The sequence below is a fragment of the Mangrovimonas xylaniphaga genome (assembly GCF_001280435.1).
Taxonomy (GTDB): domain Bacteria; phylum Bacteroidota; class Bacteroidia; order Flavobacteriales; family Flavobacteriaceae; genus Mangrovimonas_A; species Mangrovimonas_A xylaniphaga.
This window is the reverse complement of record NZ_LBIP01000019.1, coordinates 39,669-60,070: the sequence shown is the minus strand read 5'-3', so window position 1 is coordinate 60,070 and position 20,402 is coordinate 39,669. Positions and strand designations below refer to the sequence as shown.

The following is a 20,402-nucleotide window of genomic DNA, read 5'->3' as shown; positions in this document are numbered from 1 at the left end:
CTAAAATAAAAAACGTCCCAAATTCGGGACGTTTTCTTATGGTGATTATGGAAATTATTAATTGATCGCAGGACAGTTACACTCATATCTTTCTCTTCTACAATTGAAATTGTAACCAAGTGTAATTTGATGGTACCCTCCATTATCAAACACTACTGAATTTGCTTGATAAGAATAAGTATAGGCGAATACAAAATTATTATAGTCTACACCCACAAATGGTGTAAAATATTGCAATTTTTGATTGCTAACTCCAGATCCGTCTAAGTATTCAGCACCATCCAAGCTTCTTCTATATGACAATCCTCCCCAAATTTTACCAAAATCCATTTCTCTGTAAGCCTTAGCATTTAAATCGAATGAAGATTCTTCTGTAGCATCGCGATACATAAACAAAATTGAAGGCTCGAAACTCCATTCACTTCCATATCGATGGAATACATTTCCAACAGATAACAAATAGGTTCTTAAATTCTCATAGCTCAACCCTTGTTCATTAAAATTAATTCCATCATTATTCAAAAGGTTTTTAACAGTTGCATGGGCATACAAATCCAAAAAGTGATATGAAAACCCAAAATCTACATTAAAATTAGTAGCACTCTGTTTCCTGTTCCCTATTATAGGATCAAAAGGTTCATTGATAAATGCGGTTTCATCTAATCTATATTGAATAGCCCCGACACTTAAACCAAAAGATAACATGTTTAAGTCGATTTCATTCCTTGAGAACATTAAATGATGCGCATAAGTCACGTAAGCACCTGTTTGGGAATGGTAACCGTTCTTATCATTATATACAATCGCTCCTATTGCAGATTGTGACTCACCTATTCTACTATTAACACTCATAGTTTGTAATGCTGGCGCATCGTCCTGCCCAAACCACTGCATACGGGCAGTCAATCTTACTTTTGCACAATTTGCAACTCCCGCCATAGAGGGATGAATCAAATAATAATTATCGGTTAAGTAGTCTGAATAGATTGGAAGACCTTCCTGAGCTGTTCCTAATTTTGTAAATAATGCTAAAAATGCTATTAAACAATACTTTTTTAAATTCATAAATTCTATCTTTTCAAGGTAAAATGGGCTTTAAACTTCTTGTTTTGTCCTGTTGATGACTCTAGGTACTCTACTAAGAACCAATAATCGTTTGTCGGCATAGGAGATCCATTGTAGGTACCATCCCATCCGTCTCCCGAAGGACTAATTTGCTTGATCAATTTTCCAAACCCGTCAAATATATAAATTTTAGTGGTAGTTTGACCACTAAATCCAACAATGTTCCAAGTGTCATTATATCCGTCTCCGTTAGGTGTAAAAAACAACGGATAATCCAGTATATTTATTGTTACACTAGCTTCTCCACAGCCAAGTACATCTCTAGCTATTACAGTGTGCTCACCCCAAGAAACATTATAAAATACCCCTGTTGTCTGCCAGGAACCATCATCCAAGCTATACTCGTAATTACCTATTCCATAGGCTATCGCTTGAACAACAGAATTCTCTTCGAAAGCTTCAGTGATTACCTTCGCATTCAATACAGGAGGAGCACTTTCAACAACTTCCGCAGTATAAGTATACTCACACATTGTCTCATCTGAGTCGGCAATATTAATCACTGTTACACTAAATTTCCCTTCTTCATTAGGCACATAGTAAGGACTAGTAGCTCCTAAAATCTCCTGGTCATTAAAATACCAAACAAAAAGATACTCTGATTCCGAAAGCCCTGTATCTAGAATTGGCTGTTCTATATATTCAGAATCATCAGTTTGAGAACACAATACATAACGATCTTTAAGGCCTGAATTTGGTAATGAATTTACTTGGATAGTAATCTCTCCAATTTCATAACAAATTGAATTTGCTTCAGCTATTCTACTCTTTACCCTTGCATAAATCACTTGTGGATTTGCCCTATTTTCATATAAATTTGGTAAGGATTCTAAACCATTCTCTGCTTTTTCCTCTGTTTCATAATAAGTGACCTCGAAATCTACAGGACTCTGCCCATTCAATATCTGAGAATCTAAAAAGGATAAATCAAACTGAATCTTATCATTTGAAGGATCACCATCCTCTTCCAAATTATCATCACATAGTTCATAAAATATTGGCTCTATATCATTTGGAATAGATGTGACTATCAACTGAAAACTAGTCACATCAAAACATCCTTGATAGCTTTCATCTTCAATCTTAGCATAAATTATTTGGGGATTACTCACATTTAGATATGGACTGGTTAATTGTCGAACACCTTCATCTGCGTCAGAATTGCTTGCATAATAGGTAACCGATAATTCATTCGATTGTTCTCCTAATATACCACCTGTTTGCTCTTCCAAATTAAATAGTTCAAAACCATCATTAGCATTATCATCGCAAATCTCTATATCCAAAACTTGATTTGCCACCGGTTTCCCTATTGAAATTGAAAACTCACTTACAATAAAACAAGTTTCAGAATACACATCTTCAATCCTAACAAAAATAGTTTGTCCATCTACTGCTGTATATTTTTCAGGATTTTCAATGAGCCCCTCACCGTTATATGCATCTTCAACTTTAGTATAGTATTCTATATTAAAATCGTCAGTATTTTGGGTTCCCAAAATCAAGGGAGTATTTATCGTTAAATCAAAATCAGCGATTGAAGTAGCGGCACAATCTCTTAGATTTTGGACCCCCTGAACCTCTGGGAAAGGGTAAAATTCTACAATAATAGAATCTGTGACTACACAACTAGTCGAGAATTTAATATCTACCGAATATTCAGCATTTTCCGTAACATTTAAATTTGATGATGTTTCTCCTTCAATAACCTCTCCATTCCTATACCAAGTGTGAATTACAGACGAAACATTTGTATCCAAAGTAATAATCTCACCCTCACAAACTGTATTTCTAGCTTCAATTGTAATGTCTTCTCCTAAATCCCCTCCTAAGTTAAAACTTCCAGCCTGTAAGAATACCCCAGAATCCAATGAGGTATCCGCTCCATCTGCAATTACTAATTTAATATGATATACTTCTCCTGAATTTACCATAGACTGTGCAGTAAATACCTTTGTTCTTCCATCAAAAGCAATTGGAGGCTCGTTTACACCAGTAAGACCGCCAAAATACTCTTCATAAACGGCAGGGCAATTTTCACTAGCTGGACGAACATTAGTCACTGAAACTGGTGTAGAAGTTCCTGGTATTACAGCTAAATTTTCAGTTGTTCCACTAGAATCCGTTAATAAAAAAGCAAATGCGTCTGAATAATCACATTCATATCCATGGTTACTCCCATATTCTTCTGAAGCCATTAAAAAGTTAAAACTAATGGTATCTGCAATTGGAATAAAATCAAATTCAATAATGCTTGCATTATGAGAACTGATTCCTGCAACGTCATCTAAATCACCATCCCCAAGCCAATCATACCCCCCACTAGCTATTTGCTTATTATTTGGACCTTCCGCCAAACTCACATCACCTGACATTAGAAGAATTCCTTCCGAAAAAGGGAAGCCTTGTCCGCCTGAAAAATAGCCAATACCATTAGGATTATTAAAATTAGTCCCCGTAGAATAAGAGACATTGAATACTTCTACACAAGGATTATCAATCAGAACATCTGTAACCAATTCTTCAACAGTGTAAGTTGTCTTGTCTACAATTAAATTAGTACTAGTAACATTTAGAGGAACTTCCTGAATTTTATAACATTGTTCAGCAGAAACATCCTTTACACTTATAACAGAAGCAAAGGTTGCCAAACCAGGATTTGCACAAGTAAAATCTTCACCTTCCAGAGTGTTCCCTTTTTCAAAAATCCAGTTATAAGTAGTTTCTGTGTCTTTTTCGGAAAAAAATACAGACTCATCAAGGTCAAAATGCTGATTTACCTCACAAACATTTTCGGAAAAAACACTAGGTGACACCAATAATGTTAGAGCTAAGTAAATTTTCTTCATAATGTTGCAAATATCCACTAACGAAATCTTTAAAATACTTTCCTTAATTAACAATTGGAAACTTATTAAAAAACAATCTAACATACACAATGAACGAAAACCACTAATTTTCAGAAAAATACAAAAAAGAATTAATGAGGCTTTGGTTCATGAAAAGGGCTTTTTAATAAATGCGAAAAATAAGAAAAATTGATTAAAAGGCGGGACTAATTTGAAATAAAGTCAAACTATGGGCGGTTTAAAAATAACCACTTATATACTAGACATTTTCATTATCGTACCAAATGCTTTTAGTATTTTTGCAAAAAATAATTCCCGTGAAAAATATAACAATCAAAATACAAGCTACTAGCAACCCATCCATTATCAAATTTGAAGCCGATACGTTTTTAACCCAACATCAAAGCTTTGAATTTAATAATATTGATGAAGCCAAACCTTCTCCATTGGCGCAACAATTATTCTATTTACCTTTTGTAAAAAAGGTTTACATCTCTGGTAATTTTATTGCAGTGGAACGCTACAACATTGTAGAATGGGCCGATGTTCAAGAAGAGGTTGCCACACAAATTCAAGACTATCTCAACGCTGACGGCATAGTCATTGAAGAAGCGACCCCTTCAAAAAAAGTTCCAGTAACTGTGTATGCTGAAAGCACCCCAAACCCATCGGTGATGAAATTTGTAGCCAACAAAAAATTAGTAACCGCAACTTTTGAGTTCTCGTCAATTGATGAGGCCAAACTTTCTCCTTTGGCTTCAGAACTGTTCCATTTCCCATTTGTAAAAAATGTGTTCATTGACGAAAATTATGTATCCATCAGCAAATACGACATTGCCGAATGGAATGATATTACCATGGAACTAAGAGAATTCATTAGATCCTATATTGAAAATGGAAAAGAAATTGTTGCTTCAAATGCCAATGTAGTGTTAGAAAAAACACAGGAACAATTAGATGCTAATTTTGAAGCACTTGATGATACGTCCAAGGAAATCATCAATATTTTAGAAGAATATGTAAAACCCGCTGTGGCTAGTGACGGGGGTAATATCCAATTTGAATCTTATAATTCAGATACGAAAACGGTTAAAGTTATCCTTCAAGGGGCTTGCAGCGGCTGCCCGTCTTCAACATTCACCTTAAAAAATGGTATAGAAAACATGTTAAGGGAAATGCTTAAAGATAAAGTTCAAACAGTTGAAGCAATTAACGGATAGCATATGCAACACATTGAAAATCATTTATTTAAATTGATTTTCAATGTCCAAAACGCAAAAATTCGCCTATATAATTTGTAACTTTATACATCGTTTATTTTTAACCATTTAAAGTTACTCATTATGGCCGTTTTAAAAGTTATAGAAGTTTTAGCCAACTCTGATAAAGGTTGGGAAGCCGCAGCAAAATCAGCAGTAAAACATGCTGCCAAAACCATTAAAAATATCAAATCTGTATTTGTGCATTCGCACAGTGCTGTTGTAGAAGGCGATGAAATCACCGAATACAGAGTGAATGTAAAAATTACCTTTGAAGTTGATTAACGCTTACATCCCGAACAAAAGGCGCTCATTTTAGGAGCGCTTTTTTTTGTGGCAATTTCATTACTTTTGAAATATGAGGTACCTGATCATCATTCTTTTTATTTCATTAATCAGCTGCAACGGTCAATCTCCCAAAACCATGACACACCAATTCACCAACGATCTTATCCACGAAACAAGTCCTTACCTTCTACAACATGCCCACAATCCTGTTGATTGGAAACCTTGGAATGACAAAACCCTTCAACTAGCCAAAGATGACAACAAACTAATGATCATAAGCGTAGGCTATTCAGCCTGCCATTGGTGCCATGTCATGGAACACGAAAGTTTTGAAGACGAAAAAGTTGCCGAAGTGATGAATGCCAACTATATCAGCATAAAGGTAGACCGTGAAGAGCGTCCCGATGTGGATCAAGTGTATATGGATGCAGTACAGCTAATGACGGGTAGCGGCGGATGGCCCATGAATGTGGTTACGCTTCCCGATGGCAGACCTGTTTGGGGAGGTACCTATTTTAAAAAGGAACAATGGATGAGTGCGCTTTCGCAAATTTCCAAACTATTTCAGGAACAGCCAGAGCAACTCTACAATTATGCAGACCAGTTGGAGAAAGGACTCAAATCTATGAATTTAGTGGCAATCAATAAAGAGACTCCTAATTTCAAGTTAACACACATTGACAGTATTATTTCCGAATGGTCCCAATCTTTCGACCATGAAAATGGAGGCCTAAAAAGAGCTCCAAAATTCATGATGCCCAATAACTATCATTTTTTGTTGCGATACGCCCATCAAACCAATAACAAATCACTTCAAGATTTTGTCAACCTTACTTTAACGCAAATGGCCTATGGTGGCATCTTTGACCAAATTGGCGGCGGCTTTTCCAGATATTCGGTGGACGACAAATGGCATGTCCCCCACTTTGAAAAAATGCTTTATGACAATGGCCAATTGGTAAGTCTCTATGCCGATGCGTACCTACTCACCAAAAATGACCTCTACAAAGACATTATAATTGAAACTCTAAACTTTATTGAAACTGAACTCACCACGCCTGAGGGAGCCTTTATGTCTGCTTTGGATGCCGATAGCAATAATACCCAAGGGCATTTGGAGGAAGGTGCTTACTATGTTTGGACCAAAGAAGAATTGAAAAACCTTTTGAATGAGGACTTTCCTTTATTTTCTGAGTATTATAATGTAAACAATTACGGTCATTGGGAAGGTGACAATTATGTATTGATAAGAAAACTTGATGAGGTACAGTTCTGCACAAAACATGAATTAAGCCAAGCAGACCTTCACTCAAAAAAACTTCATTGGAAGCAAGCCTTACTGAAAGCAAGGACTTTGAGAGAACGTCCCCGATTGGACGACAAAACACTCACGTCTTGGAATGCCATCATGCTCAAGGGTTATGTAGATGCCTATAGAGTTTTAAAAGACCAAAAGTGCCTTGAAATAGCAAAGGCTAATGCCAATTTCATTCTTCAGCAACAATTAAAAGAAGATGGAGGCTTGTTTCACAACTACAAAAATGGCCATAGTTCCATAAATGGCTTTTTGGAAGATTACGCCCTTACCATAGATGCCTTTATCAGTTTATACGAAAACACATTAGAAGATCAATGGCTCAACTCGGCTAGGGATTTCACCAATTATGCCCTTGATCATTTTTATGATACCCAAGGCAGCATGTTCTTTTTCACCTCAAACGAAGATTCCAGTTTAGTGACCCGAAATATAGAATATCGTGACAATGTGATTCCATCATCCAATTCGGTGATGGCCAAAAATCTATTCAAATTATCACATTATTTCGATAACGACTATTACCATAAAACAGCGACCGCCATGTTGAATAATGTTCAAGAAGAAATGAAAGCTTATGGCTCTGGATTTTCAAATTGGCTTAACTTAATGCTCAATTATACAAATCCCTATTATGAAGTTGTGGTTGTGGGTGAAAAGGCGCATGAAAAACTATCCGAAATCAACGAAATTTACATTCCAAACAAACTCATAGCTGGCAGTATTACGTCAAAAGAATCACCTCTATTAAAAAACCGCTATCTGGAAGACAAAACAATGATTTATGTTTGCGAAAACAAAACTTGTCAACTTCCCGTAACAGAAACGGACAAAGCCCTGAAAATGATTTCGAAGTAAACAAACTGGTCATTCCTGTAAATTTTAAATTTCCGTTACGCGTAGATTAAAACTTTCTGTTTTAAAGGATTATCCATACATTTGATTACTAATTTAAAACACATGAACATGGAACTACAAAAATGGGTAGACAAGGGGTATGACTTAATTGTAAATTTTGGTCCAAAAGTACTTGGAGCCATCGCGATTTGGATTATTGGATCGTGGGTCATTAAAGTATTATTCAACACCACAAAGAAAATTTTGGACAAAGGAGATTATGACATCAGCCTTAAGAAATTTCTTTTAAACCTCTTGAATTGGGCCTTAAAAATAGTTCTGATAATTGTTGTTTTAGGCACCGTTGGAGTTGAAACTACTTCTTTTGCCGCCATTATAGCTGCTGCTGGTTTGGCTGTTGGTTTGGCACTACAAGGATCGCTTGCAAATTTTGCAGGAGGGGTTTTGATCATGATTTTCAAACCAATCAAAATTGGCGATTTAATTGAAGCCCAAGGTGAAATGGGAGTTGTGAAGGAAATTGAAATCTTCACCACCAAACTAACAGGGCTTTCCAACAAGGAAATCATTATTCCAAATGGTTCCTTGTCCAATGGAAACATTATCAATTACACTTCTTTAGGCACAAGACGTGTGGATTTAGTTTTTGGTGTGAGCTATGATGCCGATATCAAATCCACCAAAGAAGTCTTGATGAAGCAATTGACTTCGCACCCCAAGGTTTTAAAAGACCCGGCGCCATCTGTTACCGTTTTGGAATTAGCGGATAGCTCGGTGAATTTTGCCGTAAGACCTTGGTGTAAAACCGACGATTACTGGACTGTATACTTCGACATTATGGAAAGTACCAAAGAAGCGCTTGATGCTGCTGGTATTGAAATTCCTTACCCACACAGTGTGGAAATTCACAAAGAAGGCTAAACTTAAGATTTAGGCTTTAAAGCAATAAAGTCCTTCAAATAAAAAGGCTCAAAATAAGCGACATCTTCGATGTCGTTTTTTTTGAGCTTATCATAAGCCAATGCTCCCATTTCTTTTGCAGAAGGCAACTTCCCTTCCGCAAAAAATGCATTTGGATGAGCAATCAATTCTTTTGTTTTGGCAACCCCATTTCCTACAAAGTAAACTGGTCCTTGTTCCAAATATTGCGCATAGGAATCGGCATTCAAAATTTCGGCTTGTACTTCTCGAATAACTTGGTAATCTTTATCTAAAATAGCTGAATACACTTCTAATCTCCGGGCATCCAACATTGGAATTATGATACCTTCATCAGCGTTTACCTGCCTCGCCAACGCTTCCAAAGTAGACACTGAAATCAATGGTTTATCCAGGGAAAAACATAAGCCTTTAGCGGCAGAAACCCCAATTCTCAAACCAGTATAAGACCCAGGCCCTTTACTGATTGCAATAGCATCCAATTCTGCAGGTTTTATATTGGCAGATTTCACTACCTCATCAATAAACACATGCAGGGATTCGGCATGAGAATATCCTTCTCCATTATCTTCCTTTAAAACCAACGTTTCCCCATTCTTGGAAATTGCCACCGAACAATTGGTGGTTGTAGTCTCTATACTTAAAATCAACGCCATAATTCTATGGTAAACTATTCTTCTACAGGCTTACCTTCTCCTGTTTGTATTTCAATTTTATCTCTAGGCTTTAATGTTTTGGAAACAATATTATATGGCCCGGTAATGATTTCTTCTCCCTCTGTAAGCCCAGAAACTATTTCGATATTGGAGTCATCCTGAATACCGGTTTTTACAACTTTCAACTTGGCCTCATCGTTGTTTCTAACAAATACACATTCAAACTTTTCATCTAGAATACTGCTTCCCATTTTTGGAGCATCTGGACCTTTGGCAGAACTTGTATCAGTTTTGATTACAATAGCACTAATTGGCACCCCAACAACCTTATTTTTTGTAGTAGTAATAATGTCTACCGTGGCGGTCATCCCTGGTCTAAAAGGGGAATAATGTTCAGGCTTTCCTTCTGTTAGATCTTTATAGGATTCCTCCAAAATTCTCACCTTCACCTTAAAATTGGTCACTTGGTCTGCGGTTAAATCACCTTCAGCCGAATTGGCTATTTCAGTAACAAGACCTCTAAACTCCTTCTTCAGATAAGCATCTACTTCCACTATGGCAGAATCCCCAATTTGCACTTTAACAATATCATTTTCATTCACATCAACCTCAACTTCCATATTGCTTAAATTGGCCACTCTCATAATTTCGGTACCGGCCATTTGTTGGGTTCCCACAACACGCTCTCCCAATTCTACATCCAATCTTGAAATGGTACCGCTCATAGGTGCATAAATCGTAGTTCTATTTAAATTGTCTCTCGACTCATTCACTGTAGCGGCTGCACTTTGCACATTAAAAAAGGCTGACTCCTTACTGGCTTGGGCGACTTCATATGTTGAAATAGCCTTATCCCAATCAGACTTGGAAATGATGCCTTTTTCGAAAAGCACTTTGTTTCTATCGTAATTAGCCTTTGCCTCTTTTAAAGACGCTTCTGCCTGACTTAAACCAGCTCTGGAATTTTGCAAAGTTGCCTGCGATCGGTTTAAATTAGACTGATAAATATCTGGATTGACACGCACCAAAAGGTCGCCTTTTTTTACTTGCTGACCTTCTACAATTGGCAACTCAATAATTTCTCCGGAAACCTCACTGGATAATTTCACTTCTATTTCCGGCTGGATTTTTCCTGTTGCCGAAACGGTTTCCACAATATCCATTAAGGCAATTTTTTGAGTTTCTACTACTTTAAAATTCCCTTGCTTACCAAACCAGCCAAGTTTTTTTCCTAAAATTAAAACTACGGCCAAAGCTATGATTGCGAGAAGAGCAATGAGTCCTTTTTTACTCATAAAATCTAATTAATTTGGGTGATTGGAATTCCAAAATAGAACTCCAGAACTTTGAGTTTAAATATGTAATCGTATTTTGTTCTAATAACTTCAGATTGCGAATTTTCATATTGGGTACGCGATTGGTTAAAATCAAAAGCGTTAGACAATCCCACATTGTAACGTTCCTTAGAATACTCAAAAGCCAACTGTCTTGCCTCCTCTGTTTGAAGCGCTGCCTCATAAGCTTTCTTTGCATTTTTGGCATCATTGTAAGCTTGGTATACGTTAGCTTCCAAATCCAATTCCGCCTGTTCCTGTTGGTATTTAGCCCTTTCAAGATTTACCATTTGGCGCTGCACATTATTTCTTACGGCAAAGCCATTAAAAATTGGAATGTTCAACCTCAACCCTAAATTATGACCATCATTAATACTGAATTGGTCAAACAGATCTCTTGGACCTCCAATAACCGACACATAGTTTGGTGTCAATACATTTTGGCCAGTCCCTTCCACAACGCCTATTATTCTTGAAGGATTATTGGGATCCAATTCTGAACCAACAATGATATCACTATACGACGCTCTGGTATCATACCCATAGTATCCTGACAAAGATGGCTGATAAGCCCCCCTAGAAATTTTCAAATCATACTCGGCCACTTCGGTATTGGTTTCGGCAATTTTCACATCATTTACTACTTCTTTTGCCTTGTCCACAATGTCAGAAGCACTTTCCGATAGGATATCTTCTGCAAAGATATCATAACTTTCATCAACAATATCAAAATTCTGGTAGTCCTTTATCTGTAGCAGTTGCGCCAAACTCAGTTTGGAAATGAATAGTGTATTTTCTGCTGCTATGATTTCTTGCTTTTGAGTGGCATCAGTAGCCTTGATCTCCAAAAGGTCGCCTTCCGGTAAAGTCCCGGCGTTTACCATTTCTTGGGTACGCTGTAAATTTTCTTGGGTAATTACGTTTTGGGCCTGAAGTACTTTAAGTTGCTCCTTATTGAATAAAATTTGTAAAAAAGCATTGGCCACAAACAAAGAAATATCATCCTTCATTTTATCCAATTGGTACTCACCAGCCAAAATTGCCAACTTAGAACGATGCATTTGTCGCTGATTCTGCAAACCTGCGTAAATATCAAACGAAGAGGATACTCCAAAGGAGGTAAACTGCGTAGTCAGGTTTTCTAAAATACCTGTTGTGATGTTTTGGTTAAGACCAATATTCCATGAATGTGATGCCGAAGCATTTAAACTTGGAAGAAAATTACCAAAGGCATCTTTTTTGTTTATTTCTGCGACTTCCAAATCTAGTTCGGATTGCTGGATGGAAATATTATGCTCCAAGGCATAATCGACACATTCAATCAATGTCCACTTTTTTTCTTGGGCTTGGGATGCAAAGGAGACAAGTGCTATTAATAGGAAAAATTGTTTTTTCATAATCGATATATAAGTCTGAGGAAATGTTAAAGTGTTACAAAATTCATGAATTAATTTTGAGCATATTGAGGCGCTCCCTGTAGCTGGTTCCACACCTTAATTTTATCATCTTTTGTCACACCATTTTTTACTTCAACATATATACCATCACTAATGCCCAACTCCACATCTTTACGCTCGAACTTTTGGTCTCCTGTTTCAATTTCTACGTAAGGTAATTTTGTTTCTTTATCATATTGCACCAAGGCTTCCTTAATGGCCAACACCTTTTCTGCCTTATCCAAAATAATGGCTGCGTTGGCACTCAAACCAGCTCTAATGAAAGTGGTGTCCATTTTGGTAAGTGTTCCTTTTATTTCAAATTGAATGGCGCCATTTTCCTCCACACCTTTAGGAGCTATATAATCCAAGACCGCATCAAACTCTTTATTTTCGATAGCCCCAACGGTAATTTCCAATGGCAAACCTTCTTTAATTTTTCCAACTTCGCTCTCATCAACCTTTCCTTCAAATATCATTTTCTTGACATCTGCCAAAGAAGCTATGGAGGTCCCTTCATTAAAGTTGTTGGCTTCAATAACTTGATTCCCTACTTTCACAGGCACATCCAATACCATCCCAGAAACCGTCGCTCTTACCTGAGTTTGCGCGATATTGCCCAAACCACTGGTAGTTCCTGTTTTGATAATATCGTAATTCTGTTTAGCGGAGTTTAAATTGATCTTTGCCTGTTCTACACTTTGTTTCGTCTGCAAATAAGTATTTTTGATACTCTCAAAATCATTGGCAGAAATCACCCCTTTATCAAACAAAGCTTTCTGTCTATCGTAATTTGCCTGTTGGGTTTCTAAATTAATTTGTGCCGTTTGCAATGCGGTTTGGTTAGTTGCAATGCTGTTTTTGGCACTTGTTAAAGAGGATACATTTGGAATGACGCGAATTTGGGCTATCAAATCACCCGACTTTACATATTCTCCTGCTTCAATAAAAATCTCTTCTATTACTCCAGAAATATTCGGCTTTATTAGAACTTCTTCCTTTGGCACAATGCTCCCCGTAGCCACCGTTTTCACAACAATGGTTTGTTCGGTTGGCACCTCAGTAGTATACTTTATAGGATCTTCCTGATTTTTTTGCCATAAGTAATATAATGCTGCAGAAAACGCAACAACTATAAAGGCAAGAATAATTACGGTTTTTGTCCTTCTCATCTGTAATGCTATTTAAATTTGGTTTGTTAGGATGTATTTCATTTTTATTCTATTCGCAAGGCATCAACGGGTTTCATTTTTGTAGCACTATTTGCAGGTATCAAACCTGCCAATAAGCCAGATACCACCAATATGATCAATGCTGTAAACACCACGGTCATGTTTACACTTGGATTCGCAAAATTCTCTACAGGACCGCTACTGTCCAATAGGTAATTCAGTAGCCAAATCATGAAAGCGGAAAAGGAAATCCCCACCATTCCAGACAGAATGGTCAACAATAAACTTTCCTGTAGGATTTGTCCTTTAATCGTCCAAGGACTTGCCCCCAAAGCTCTGCGCACACCTATCTCCTTGGTTCGTTCCTTAACCACAATGAGCATGATGTTACTGATTCCAATAATTCCAGACATGAGTACCAAAGCCCCCACAAAATATCCAACAATGGTTAAAATTGTAAATAGGCCATTGACACGTTCAAACTGCTCGGACAAATCCCAGTGACCAATGGCTCGATCATCTTCCGGAGCTACTTTATGCCTCGATTTCATTAAATCGAAAATTTGTTGTTTTACAGAAGTAATGGTCACATCATCAACTGCTGTAATAGCCATCCAACCCACATTATCCCCTCTATTGAAAGCATTTCCAAATGTTGTAAATGGAATGTATACGGTATTGGCATCCTGTTCGCGATCTCCTTGGCTGTTGCTCATCTTAAAAGTGCCCACTACCATAAAGTTTACTCCATTAATCTTGATATAAGAGCCCATAACCTCCTCCCCTTTGTCATAAAGTCCTTTCACAACATCCGTCCCAATGACACACACCTTACGTTTGGTATTGATATCGGAATAGCTGATGAACCTTCCTTGTAGAATGTCCATGGGCTGTTGATTAATGTATTCTGGGTAATCACCATAAATTTCAAAGGCTCCTGTTTTGGTTCCTCTTGTAACATTGTTGGAACCCATGAATCCTCCCAATTGATTTCTGGGAGACACATATTTTAGATTGGGCACCTGAGCCTTGATAGCTTCTACATCGTCCAATTTATAACTGAAGTTGCGTCCTTTGGGCATTCCTTTATAGGGCATGGAAGTTCTTTGGGTCCACATAAACATGGAATTAGTGGCAAAGTCGCCAAAATCGGCGGTGACCCCATTTTTTAGTCCATTGGTTAGAGCCAGCAACAATACCAATATAAAGATACCCCAAAAAACCCCGAAAGCCGTTAAAAAGGTTCTGAATTTATTGGTAGCAAGTGCCTGTAATATTTCGTCCCAACGATCTTTATTAAACATATTATTCGTCCCTTAATGCCTCGATAGGCTTAATTTTTGCAGCTCTATATGCCGGAATAAATCCAGCCAATGCTCCTGCAAACACTAAAATAAATACTGTGGTTATGGCAATGTTGAAATCAACTTGCGGGTATTTTATAAAATCACTTTCTACTTGAGGGCCGACGGCTTCCAATAATGCCAATCCGGATATCAACCCAAACAATCCTGAAAACATAGTTACAAAAACAGCTTCCTGAATGATCATGCCGATTATGGACCATGGCAAGGCACCTAAGGCTTTTCTAATACCAATCTCTTTGGTACGCTCTTTTACAATAATGAGCATTATGTTTCCAACCCCCACAATTCCTGCGATAATCGTTCCAATCCCCACAAACCAAAACACCGCCTTAATGGTATCAATAAGCTTATATATTTTTTTAGCTTCCTCAAGGGTGTTATAAACTCTAACCGCCCCCGTATCATCCGGAGCTACTGTATGCATTTGCTTGATTTGGGATTCAATTTCTGTGGAAATATTTTGCGATAAGGTAACCGCATCGGAGAAATTATCGGACATCTCTACTGTGAACAACATGTTTCGAATATTGTCTCCAATATTAAATACCTTTTGTGATGTAGATATGGGTATATAGGCTTGATCTTCTTCCCTGTCACCTCCAGGATCTGAAAACACACCAATCACCTTAAAATTCATGCCATACATTAGGATGTTCTTGTCTATGGCATCTTCATCCTTAAACAAGTCCCGTTTCATTTTGTTCCCTATAACGGCCACCTTTTTGGCCTCATCAAGGTCTGCCTGATTTAAAAACCGTCCTTTTAAAATATCTGCATTTTCAATAAACTGGTGATCGGGCATCACGCCTCTTATGCGGTAACTTCCTGTTTGGTTTCCATAAGTCATGGTCACCCCCCACATTCCATGAAGCGAAGATTCATACTCCAAGTAATCTTTATACTTGGTAGAAACCATATCAAAATCACCGTTCTTAAGTTGGACATATCGACCAGGGTTAAGGCCTTTGTATTCTTTTGTAGTTCTATTGGTCCAAACGGTTATCATGTTGGTGGCATCCCGCTGAAATTGTGAAGTCACTCCATTTTCGATGCCTTTACTGAAGCCTAACAAAATGACAAGAATAAAAATCCCAGAGGCTACCGAAAGCCCGGTTAAAAACGTTCGAAGTTTATTTTTTCGTAGCGTTTCAAAGATTTCCTGCCATCGTTCAATATCAAACATATTGAGAAGCCCTTACTTGTTCTACTAAACTATCATCAATTATTACTCCATCCTTGAGGTTTACAATGCGCTTGGTCATATTGGCAATATCGTGCTCGTGGGTCACCACCAAAATAGTTTTGCCTTCGTCGTTAATTCCCTGGATCAATTCCATGACTTCATAAGAAGTGGCGGTGTCCAATGCCCCAGTAGGCTCATCGGCCAACAGCACCTTTGGGTCACTTGCCAAGGCCCTAGCAATGGCTACCCTTTGCTTTTGCCCTCCCGAAAGTTCGCTTGGCAAATGGTTGGACCAAGGCCCTAAACCTACCTTTTCCAAATAATGCCTTGCCTTATCAATGCGCTCCTTGCGCTTGATACCTTGATAGTACAAAGGCAAAGCCACATTATCTAAAGCGCTTTTGTAATTTATTAAGTTGAAAGATTGAAAAATAAAGCCCAAGAATTCATTTCTGTATTTCGCGGCTATTTTTTCGTTGAGATTTTGAATAGGAAAACCATCTAAAACATATTCACCGGAATCGGCTTCGTCCAGCATGCCCAAAATATTTAATAAGGTAGACTTGCCAGAACCAGAAGAGCCCATAATAGAAACAAGCTCACCTTCTTTTACATTAAAGTTAATTCCCTTCAACACATGGAGACTATTGCTCCCCATATGGTAAGACTTGTGAATATTCTTTATTTCAATCATAAATAGATAGTTATAGCCTATACAATGTTACATAAAAGTTAAAACCTTTTATACTAACAAACTGTTAAGAATTACTTAACTAGGTATACTATTAAGACTGAAATGATTAAAAAATGTTACAGTAAAATGGAACTATTTTGATTTTTCTGGCCGAAAGAACTTGTAATAGATAATAACTCCAATTCCTCCAATCAAAATATATGGAATGGCCATAAGGTACACAATCCCATTATTCACACCTTCTGCAGCCGATTGCCCCTCTTCACTCTCCAAAACAGCGCGACACATGGCACATTGCGCAAAAGAGTTCAATGACAACAAAAAAGCGACACAGAGGATGGTCCATCTAGACTTCATAACTACGCGTAATAAGGTGAAATCATTATATATACCACGACTCCTGTAATAGCCACATATAACCACATAGGAAACGTGATTTTTGCTATTTTCTTATGTCTTTCAATATTATTGGTAATAGCTCGAACATAGGTAATCAACACAAAAGGGATGATCACTATTGAAAGAATAATATGGGTTATCAAAATGAAATAGTAGATATAAGCTATAGCTCCTTCCCCTCCAAATTTTGTAGAATCACTTGTCATATGGTAGGCTACATACATAACCAAAAACAGTACGGAAAGAATAATGGCAAACTTCATTAAACCTTCATGCAAGCTTACCTTTTTATTTTTAATGGCCAAAAATGCCAATACCAAAACCAAAGCGGTTACGGCATTGATAGCTGCATAAATAGGAGGCAAAAAGGTTAGAGGCTCAACATCAAAGCCCATTTTTCGTAGGTTCACACCAAAAAGGGCCGCCACAGCCAACGGAATTGCTACGGATAAAATAACAATCCACTTATTATATTTTTTCTCTTCCAAGACTTGTTGATTACTCATATTTATTTCGAAATTGATAGCTATATTTATTTAGTCCTGCAATAATTGTGCAATGTCTTCCTTAAGCATTGTAATTTGTTGCTCTTGGCCTTCATCATCTTTTTGTTCTGCTTCAGAAATTATCCCGTTGTAAAAAATCAAAGGATTTCCAGCAACCACTCTTGAACGGATAAATCCATTTTTGTCGATTAAGGCAAAATTTCCAGAGTGCTCAAAACCACCGGCCACTTCTTCATTTTCCCCGGTATACAGGTTGAAGCCTATATTCGCCAAATCGTAAATAGCATCCTTATCGCCTGTCATTAAATGCCAGTTAGGATTTGTGATGCCATAATTATCGGCATACGCCTTCAAAACTTCAGTAGTATCGTGCTCTGGATTGATGGTAAAAGATGCTACGCCAAAATCCGCAAATTCCTTGAATTCATTTTGAATCTGAACCAAGTTTTTGTTCATTTTTGGACATATGGATGGGCATGTTGTAAAGAAAAATTCCACTACATACACCTTTCCTTCGTAATCTTTATTGGTTATTTGATTTCCATTTTGATCGACAAAACTGAAATCTGGCACTTTTTTAGGCTCGCCATTAATGTTCAAAAAAGCCAATTCAGAAGCTGCAACTTCTTTGTCTTTGGTATTGGCCTGATCACTTCTACTTTCGTTTCTAATGATATCTTCATTTGTAATTCTATCGACAATTTTTGGAACAAAAATGATTCCAAAAACCAAAATGATAAAGGCAATCCCTACGTATGAATAGTTTGTTTTATTGCTCATCGCTATATTCTTTTAAATCGTTGGCACGTCTTTGGGTAGAATCGTAATTCCCCTTTCGGCGCTCGCGGTATTCTGTAAACAAAATTCGTAAATCTTCGGCACTTAACTTGTTTTTCAACTCAGCAACTTCAATGGCACTGTATGAGTATAATGGGTAAGGTGCTAAATTCTTTTTCTTTTCCCAATCTTCGCGATCGTCAGTCCTACCACGTTGTTTCAAATCGGTATCTACAATGAATACTTGCTCCGTAGAAAGGTTTTCATTCAATTGCATATCCGATTTCAAACTTTGGAAAACAGTTTGGATACTTGCTTCATCAAGCGTTACAAAATGCCAAAAGCGCATATCTTCATAACTGGCAATTTCCTTGAACAATTCCTCTGCTTCAGTTTTGGCCTCTGGCGTTACCAATATGACAATTTGAAACTTCTTAAAGCCTTTGAATTTGTCATAGATCAATTCCTTCAGGTTTAAGGCTGGCGTAGATTGTTCCTTTGGATGCTTTCCAAAGAATCCCAAAACCGTTAAATGATCCTTCAATTGGATGTCGGAACCGCTTCTTTGAGGTAAATCCTGAACATTCTCATGAACGATTTCCAAAGTATTGTAATTATCGTTTGAAAGCGATAAAACCAGAACAAACATTACTGGCAGCAAGAAGAGAATTCCCAGCACCAGATTACGCTTTACTTGATTGTTTTTCATGGGTGCAAAAATAAAAAAGACGGTTGAATAACCGCCTTTTTTGTATCTATTTAACGTTAAGCAACGTTTTTAAAAATCACTTTTGATATAACCTGATGAATATACACCTTGAATATAATCACCTTCGGTTAAAAGAATGAACGCTAAGTAGCAAATCAAGAATACTCCTGTCCATACCACAGCTCTTCTCAAACCTGAAGTTTCATCTCTCATATGCATGAAGTCCCAAGTAATGTAATAAGCCTTAACAAGTGTCAAGATGATGAAAATCCAGTTTAGTAATTTCATCCCGATTACTTTCCCCATAAACATTTCTGGCTTATAGATACCCAAAACAACTTCAACAGCTGTAATAATGGAAAGTAAAACCAATACTCCCCAAATTTTTTGAGTGTTGGATTTAAACTTAACTAATCCTCTTAAAATCTCTAATTTATGTGCGTGTGCCATTGTAACTATTTTATCTAAATTAAACTAGGTAGAAGAATGTAAATACAAATACCCAAACTAAATCTACAAAGTGCCAGTAAAGTCCAACTTTCTCAACCATTTCGTAGCTTCCTCTTCTCTCATAAGTTCCCAATATAACATTGAAGAAAATAATGATGTTAAGTACAACTCCAGAGAATACGTGAAAACCGTGGAATCCTGTAATAAAGAAGAAGAAATCAGCAAATAACGGTGATCCGTACTCATTTACGTGCAAGTTAGCACCTTCAACCACCATTTTACCATTAGTTTTAAGCGCTTTTAAAGACTCCTCTCTGGTCAACACTGTCTTGTGCCCGTGTTCATCAAGTGTTTGGGTTCTTACCAAAATATCACTGTGAGACTCCAATCCTTTTACTACTTCTTCTACAGTATAGGTAGGCAAAGAAGATTCTCCAACAAACCAAAGTCCGTTTTTATTTTCATGAGTTGTACGCTCAGAGTGTTCAGCCACCACAAAGTCACGCAATGCTACACGCTCTCCTTCAGCATTTACAAATTGAAGAATGTTTCCTCCTTTAGTTTGCACAGCTCCATAGTCTCCTTGAATAAAGGTAGCCCATTCCCAAGCTTGAGATCCAACGAAGATCAAACCACCAATAATGGTCAAGAACATATAGAAAGTCACTTTAGACTTCTTCATGTGGTGACCTGCATCTACAGCCAATACCATAGTCACGGAAGACATAATCAAAACAAAGGTCATGAAAGCAACGTAAATCATAGGCAATTCTTGCCCGTGTAAAAACGGAACGTGGGTAAAAACCTCATCCGCTATAGGCCAAGTTCCGATGAATTTGAATCTTGAAAATCCATAAGCTGCCAAAAATCCAGAAAAAGTTAAAGCATCCGAAACGATGAAAAACCACATCATCATTTTACCATAACTTGCCTTAAGAGGCTCATTTCCACCTCCCCAAGTTTTGCCTTCTGTACCAGTATTCACTACTGTAGTATTCATATTAAGCGTTTATTTTGTTAAAATTTGCACAAAAATAATCATTTTATCCATCTAACGAAACTTCGCTTTCATATTTTCAAAACAAA

At 37.3% G+C, this 20,402-nt stretch carries 19 protein-coding genes; 4 read left to right on the top strand and 15 right to left on the bottom strand.

Annotated elements, in window-relative coordinates; all coding sequences use genetic code 11:
• Window positions 1-57: 57 nt before the first annotated feature.
• Window positions 58-1,065, bottom strand: a complete 1,008-nt coding sequence (locus ZA06_RS14125; RefSeq protein WP_053978144.1) for a PorP/SprF family type IX secretion system membrane protein — start codon at window positions 1,063-1,065, stop codon at window positions 58-60.
• A 5-nt stretch (window positions 1,066-1,070) separates the two neighbouring features.
• Window positions 1,071-4,028 (bottom strand): T9SS type B sorting domain-containing protein, encoded by a 2,958-nt coding sequence (locus ZA06_RS14120; protein ID WP_168155235.1) that lies wholly within the window; start codon window positions 4,026-4,028, stop codon window positions 1,071-1,073.
• Between the two features lie 263 nt (window positions 4,029-4,291).
• On the opposite strand from ZA06_RS14120, the gene ZA06_RS14110 reads away from it, so the two are divergent.
• The 4 genes from ZA06_RS14110 (at window position 4,292) to ZA06_RS14095 (ending at window position 8,615) form a co-directional block, all read left to right on the top strand.
• Window positions 4,292-5,194: a NifU family protein gene (locus tag ZA06_RS14110; RefSeq protein WP_240472280.1), complete on the top strand. Its 903-nt coding sequence runs from the start codon at window positions 4,292-4,294 to the stop codon at window positions 5,192-5,194.
• 123 nt (window positions 5,195-5,317) lie between these two features.
• Window positions 5,318-5,518, top strand: coding sequence for a dodecin family protein (locus tag ZA06_RS14105; protein ID WP_053978140.1), 201 nt, complete (start codon window positions 5,318-5,320; stop codon window positions 5,516-5,518).
• A 139-nt stretch (window positions 5,519-5,657) separates the two neighbouring features.
• The gene (locus tag ZA06_RS14100; protein ID WP_053978253.1) at window positions 5,658-7,694 is read left to right on the top strand and encodes a thioredoxin domain-containing protein; all 2,037 of its coding nucleotides are present in this window, start codon (window positions 5,658-5,660) and stop codon (window positions 7,692-7,694) included.
• A 108-nt stretch (window positions 7,695-7,802) separates the two neighbouring features.
• Window positions 7,803-8,615 carry a mechanosensitive ion channel family protein gene (locus tag ZA06_RS14095; RefSeq protein ID WP_053978252.1) on the top strand — a complete coding sequence of 271 codons (813 nt, stop codon included), beginning with the start codon at window positions 7,803-7,805 and terminating at the stop codon, window positions 8,613-8,615.
• Between the two features lie 2 nt (window positions 8,616-8,617).
• On the opposite strand, the gene tsaB is transcribed toward ZA06_RS14095, so the two are convergent.
• The 13 genes from tsaB to ZA06_RS14030 form a co-directional block, all read right to left on the bottom strand.
• Window positions 8,618-9,289, bottom strand: a complete 672-nt coding sequence (gene tsaB / locus ZA06_RS14090; RefSeq protein WP_053978139.1) for a tRNA (adenosine(37)-N6)-threonylcarbamoyltransferase complex dimerization subunit type 1 TsaB — start codon at window positions 9,287-9,289, stop codon at window positions 8,618-8,620.
• 14 nt (window positions 9,290-9,303) lie between these two features.
• Entirely contained in the window at window positions 9,304-10,584 is a 1,281-nt protein-coding gene (locus ZA06_RS14085) for an efflux RND transporter periplasmic adaptor subunit (RefSeq protein ID WP_053978138.1), read from the bottom strand.
• A gap of 5 nt (window positions 10,585-10,589) precedes the next feature.
• The gene (locus ZA06_RS14080; protein WP_053978137.1) at window positions 10,590-12,020 is read right to left on the bottom strand and encodes a TolC family protein; all 1,431 of its coding nucleotides are present in this window, start codon (window positions 12,018-12,020) and stop codon (window positions 10,590-10,592) included.
• A gap of 50 nt (window positions 12,021-12,070) precedes the next feature.
• Entirely contained in the window at window positions 12,071-13,231 is a 1,161-nt protein-coding gene (locus tag ZA06_RS14075) for an efflux RND transporter periplasmic adaptor subunit (protein WP_053978136.1), read from the bottom strand.
• Between the two features lie 44 nt (window positions 13,232-13,275).
• Window positions 13,276-14,535, bottom strand: a complete 1,260-nt coding sequence (locus ZA06_RS14070) for an ABC transporter permease (protein ID WP_053978135.1) — start codon at window positions 14,533-14,535, stop codon at window positions 13,276-13,278.
• Window position 14,536: 1 nt separating this feature from the next.
• Window positions 14,537-15,781, bottom strand: coding sequence for an ABC transporter permease (locus tag ZA06_RS14065; protein WP_053978134.1), 1,245 nt, complete (start codon window positions 15,779-15,781; stop codon window positions 14,537-14,539).
• Entirely contained in the window at window positions 15,774-16,475 is a 702-nt protein-coding gene (locus ZA06_RS14060) for an ABC transporter ATP-binding protein (protein WP_053978133.1), read from the bottom strand. Before ZA06_RS14060 ends, ZA06_RS14065 begins: the two co-directional genes overlap by 8 nt.
• Before the next feature lie 132 nt (window positions 16,476-16,607).
• The gene (locus ZA06_RS14055; protein WP_053978132.1) at window positions 16,608-16,832 is read right to left on the bottom strand and encodes a hypothetical protein; all 225 of its coding nucleotides are present in this window, start codon (window positions 16,830-16,832) and stop codon (window positions 16,608-16,610) included.
• 2 nt (window positions 16,833-16,834) lie between these two features.
• On the bottom strand, window positions 16,835-17,380 hold the full coding sequence (locus ZA06_RS14050; RefSeq protein WP_053978131.1) for a DUF420 domain-containing protein: 546 nt from the start codon (window positions 17,378-17,380) through the stop codon (window positions 16,835-16,837).
• Window positions 17,381-17,410: 30 nt separating this feature from the next.
• The gene (locus ZA06_RS14045; protein ID WP_053978130.1) at window positions 17,411-18,160 is read right to left on the bottom strand and encodes an SCO family protein; all 750 of its coding nucleotides are present in this window, start codon (window positions 18,158-18,160) and stop codon (window positions 17,411-17,413) included.
• The gene (locus tag ZA06_RS14040; RefSeq protein WP_053978129.1) at window positions 18,150-18,866 is read right to left on the bottom strand and encodes a hypothetical protein; all 717 of its coding nucleotides are present in this window, start codon (window positions 18,864-18,866) and stop codon (window positions 18,150-18,152) included. The genes ZA06_RS14045 and ZA06_RS14040 overlap by 11 nt, the downstream gene beginning before the upstream one ends.
• A 69-nt stretch (window positions 18,867-18,935) precedes the next feature.
• Complete coding sequence (locus ZA06_RS14035) at window positions 18,936-19,316, bottom strand: cytochrome C oxidase subunit IV family protein (protein WP_053978128.1); 381 nt, start codon at window positions 19,314-19,316, stop codon at window positions 18,936-18,938.
• Window positions 19,317-19,335: 19 nt separating this feature from the next.
• Window positions 19,336-20,316 carry a cytochrome c oxidase subunit 3 gene (locus tag ZA06_RS14030; protein WP_053978127.1) on the bottom strand — a complete coding sequence of 327 codons (981 nt, stop codon included), beginning with the start codon at window positions 20,314-20,316 and terminating at the stop codon, window positions 19,336-19,338.
• Window positions 20,317-20,402 lie beyond the last annotated feature (86 nt).

Coding starts and splice junctions, on each gene's coding strand:
- ZA06_RS14125 (WP_053978144.1), bottom strand. CDS start 1,065: ATGAATTTAAAAAAGTATTGTTTAATAGCATTTTTAGCATTATTTACA.
- ZA06_RS14105 (WP_053978140.1), top strand. CDS start 5,318: ATGGCCGTTTTAAAAGTTATAGAAGTTTTAGCCAACTCTGATAAAGGT.
- ZA06_RS14100 (WP_053978253.1), top strand. CDS start 5,658: ATGACACACCAATTCACCAACGATCTTATCCACGAAACAAGTCCTTAC.
- ZA06_RS14095 (WP_053978252.1), top strand. CDS start 7,803: ATGGAACTACAAAAATGGGTAGACAAGGGGTATGACTTAATTGTAAAT.
- tsaB (WP_053978139.1), bottom strand. CDS start 9,289: ATGGCGTTGATTTTAAGTATAGAGACTACAACCACCAATTGTTCGGTG.
- ZA06_RS14085 (WP_053978138.1), bottom strand. CDS start 10,584: ATGAGTAAAAAAGGACTCATTGCTCTTCTCGCAATCATAGCTTTGGCC.
- ZA06_RS14080 (WP_053978137.1), bottom strand. CDS start 12,020: ATGAAAAAACAATTTTTCCTATTAATAGCACTTGTCTCCTTTGCATCC.
- ZA06_RS14075 (WP_053978136.1), bottom strand. CDS start 13,231: ATGAGAAGGACAAAAACCGTAATTATTCTTGCCTTTATAGTTGTTGCG.
- ZA06_RS14070 (WP_053978135.1), bottom strand. CDS start 14,535: ATGTTTAATAAAGATCGTTGGGACGAAATATTACAGGCACTTGCTACC.
- ZA06_RS14065 (WP_053978134.1), bottom strand. CDS start 15,781: ATGTTTGATATTGAACGATGGCAGGAAATCTTTGAAACGCTACGAAAA.
- ZA06_RS14060 (WP_053978133.1), bottom strand. CDS start 16,475: ATGATTGAAATAAAGAATATTCACAAGTCTTACCATATGGGGAGCAAT.
- ZA06_RS14055 (WP_053978132.1), bottom strand. CDS start 16,832: ATGAAGTCTAGATGGACCATCCTCTGTGTCGCTTTTTTGTTGTCATTG.
- ZA06_RS14050 (WP_053978131.1), bottom strand. CDS start 17,380: ATGAGTAATCAACAAGTCTTGGAAGAGAAAAAATATAATAAGTGGATT.
- ZA06_RS14045 (WP_053978130.1), bottom strand. CDS start 18,160: ATGAGCAATAAAACAAACTATTCATACGTAGGGATTGCCTTTATCATT.
- ZA06_RS14040 (WP_053978129.1), bottom strand. CDS start 18,866: ATGAAAAACAATCAAGTAAAGCGTAATCTGGTGCTGGGAATTCTCTTC.
- ZA06_RS14035 (WP_053978128.1), bottom strand. CDS start 19,316: ATGGCACACGCACATAAATTAGAGATTTTAAGAGGATTAGTTAAGTTT.
- ZA06_RS14030 (WP_053978127.1), bottom strand. CDS start 20,316: ATGAATACTACAGTAGTGAATACTGGTACAGAAGGCAAAACTTGGGGA.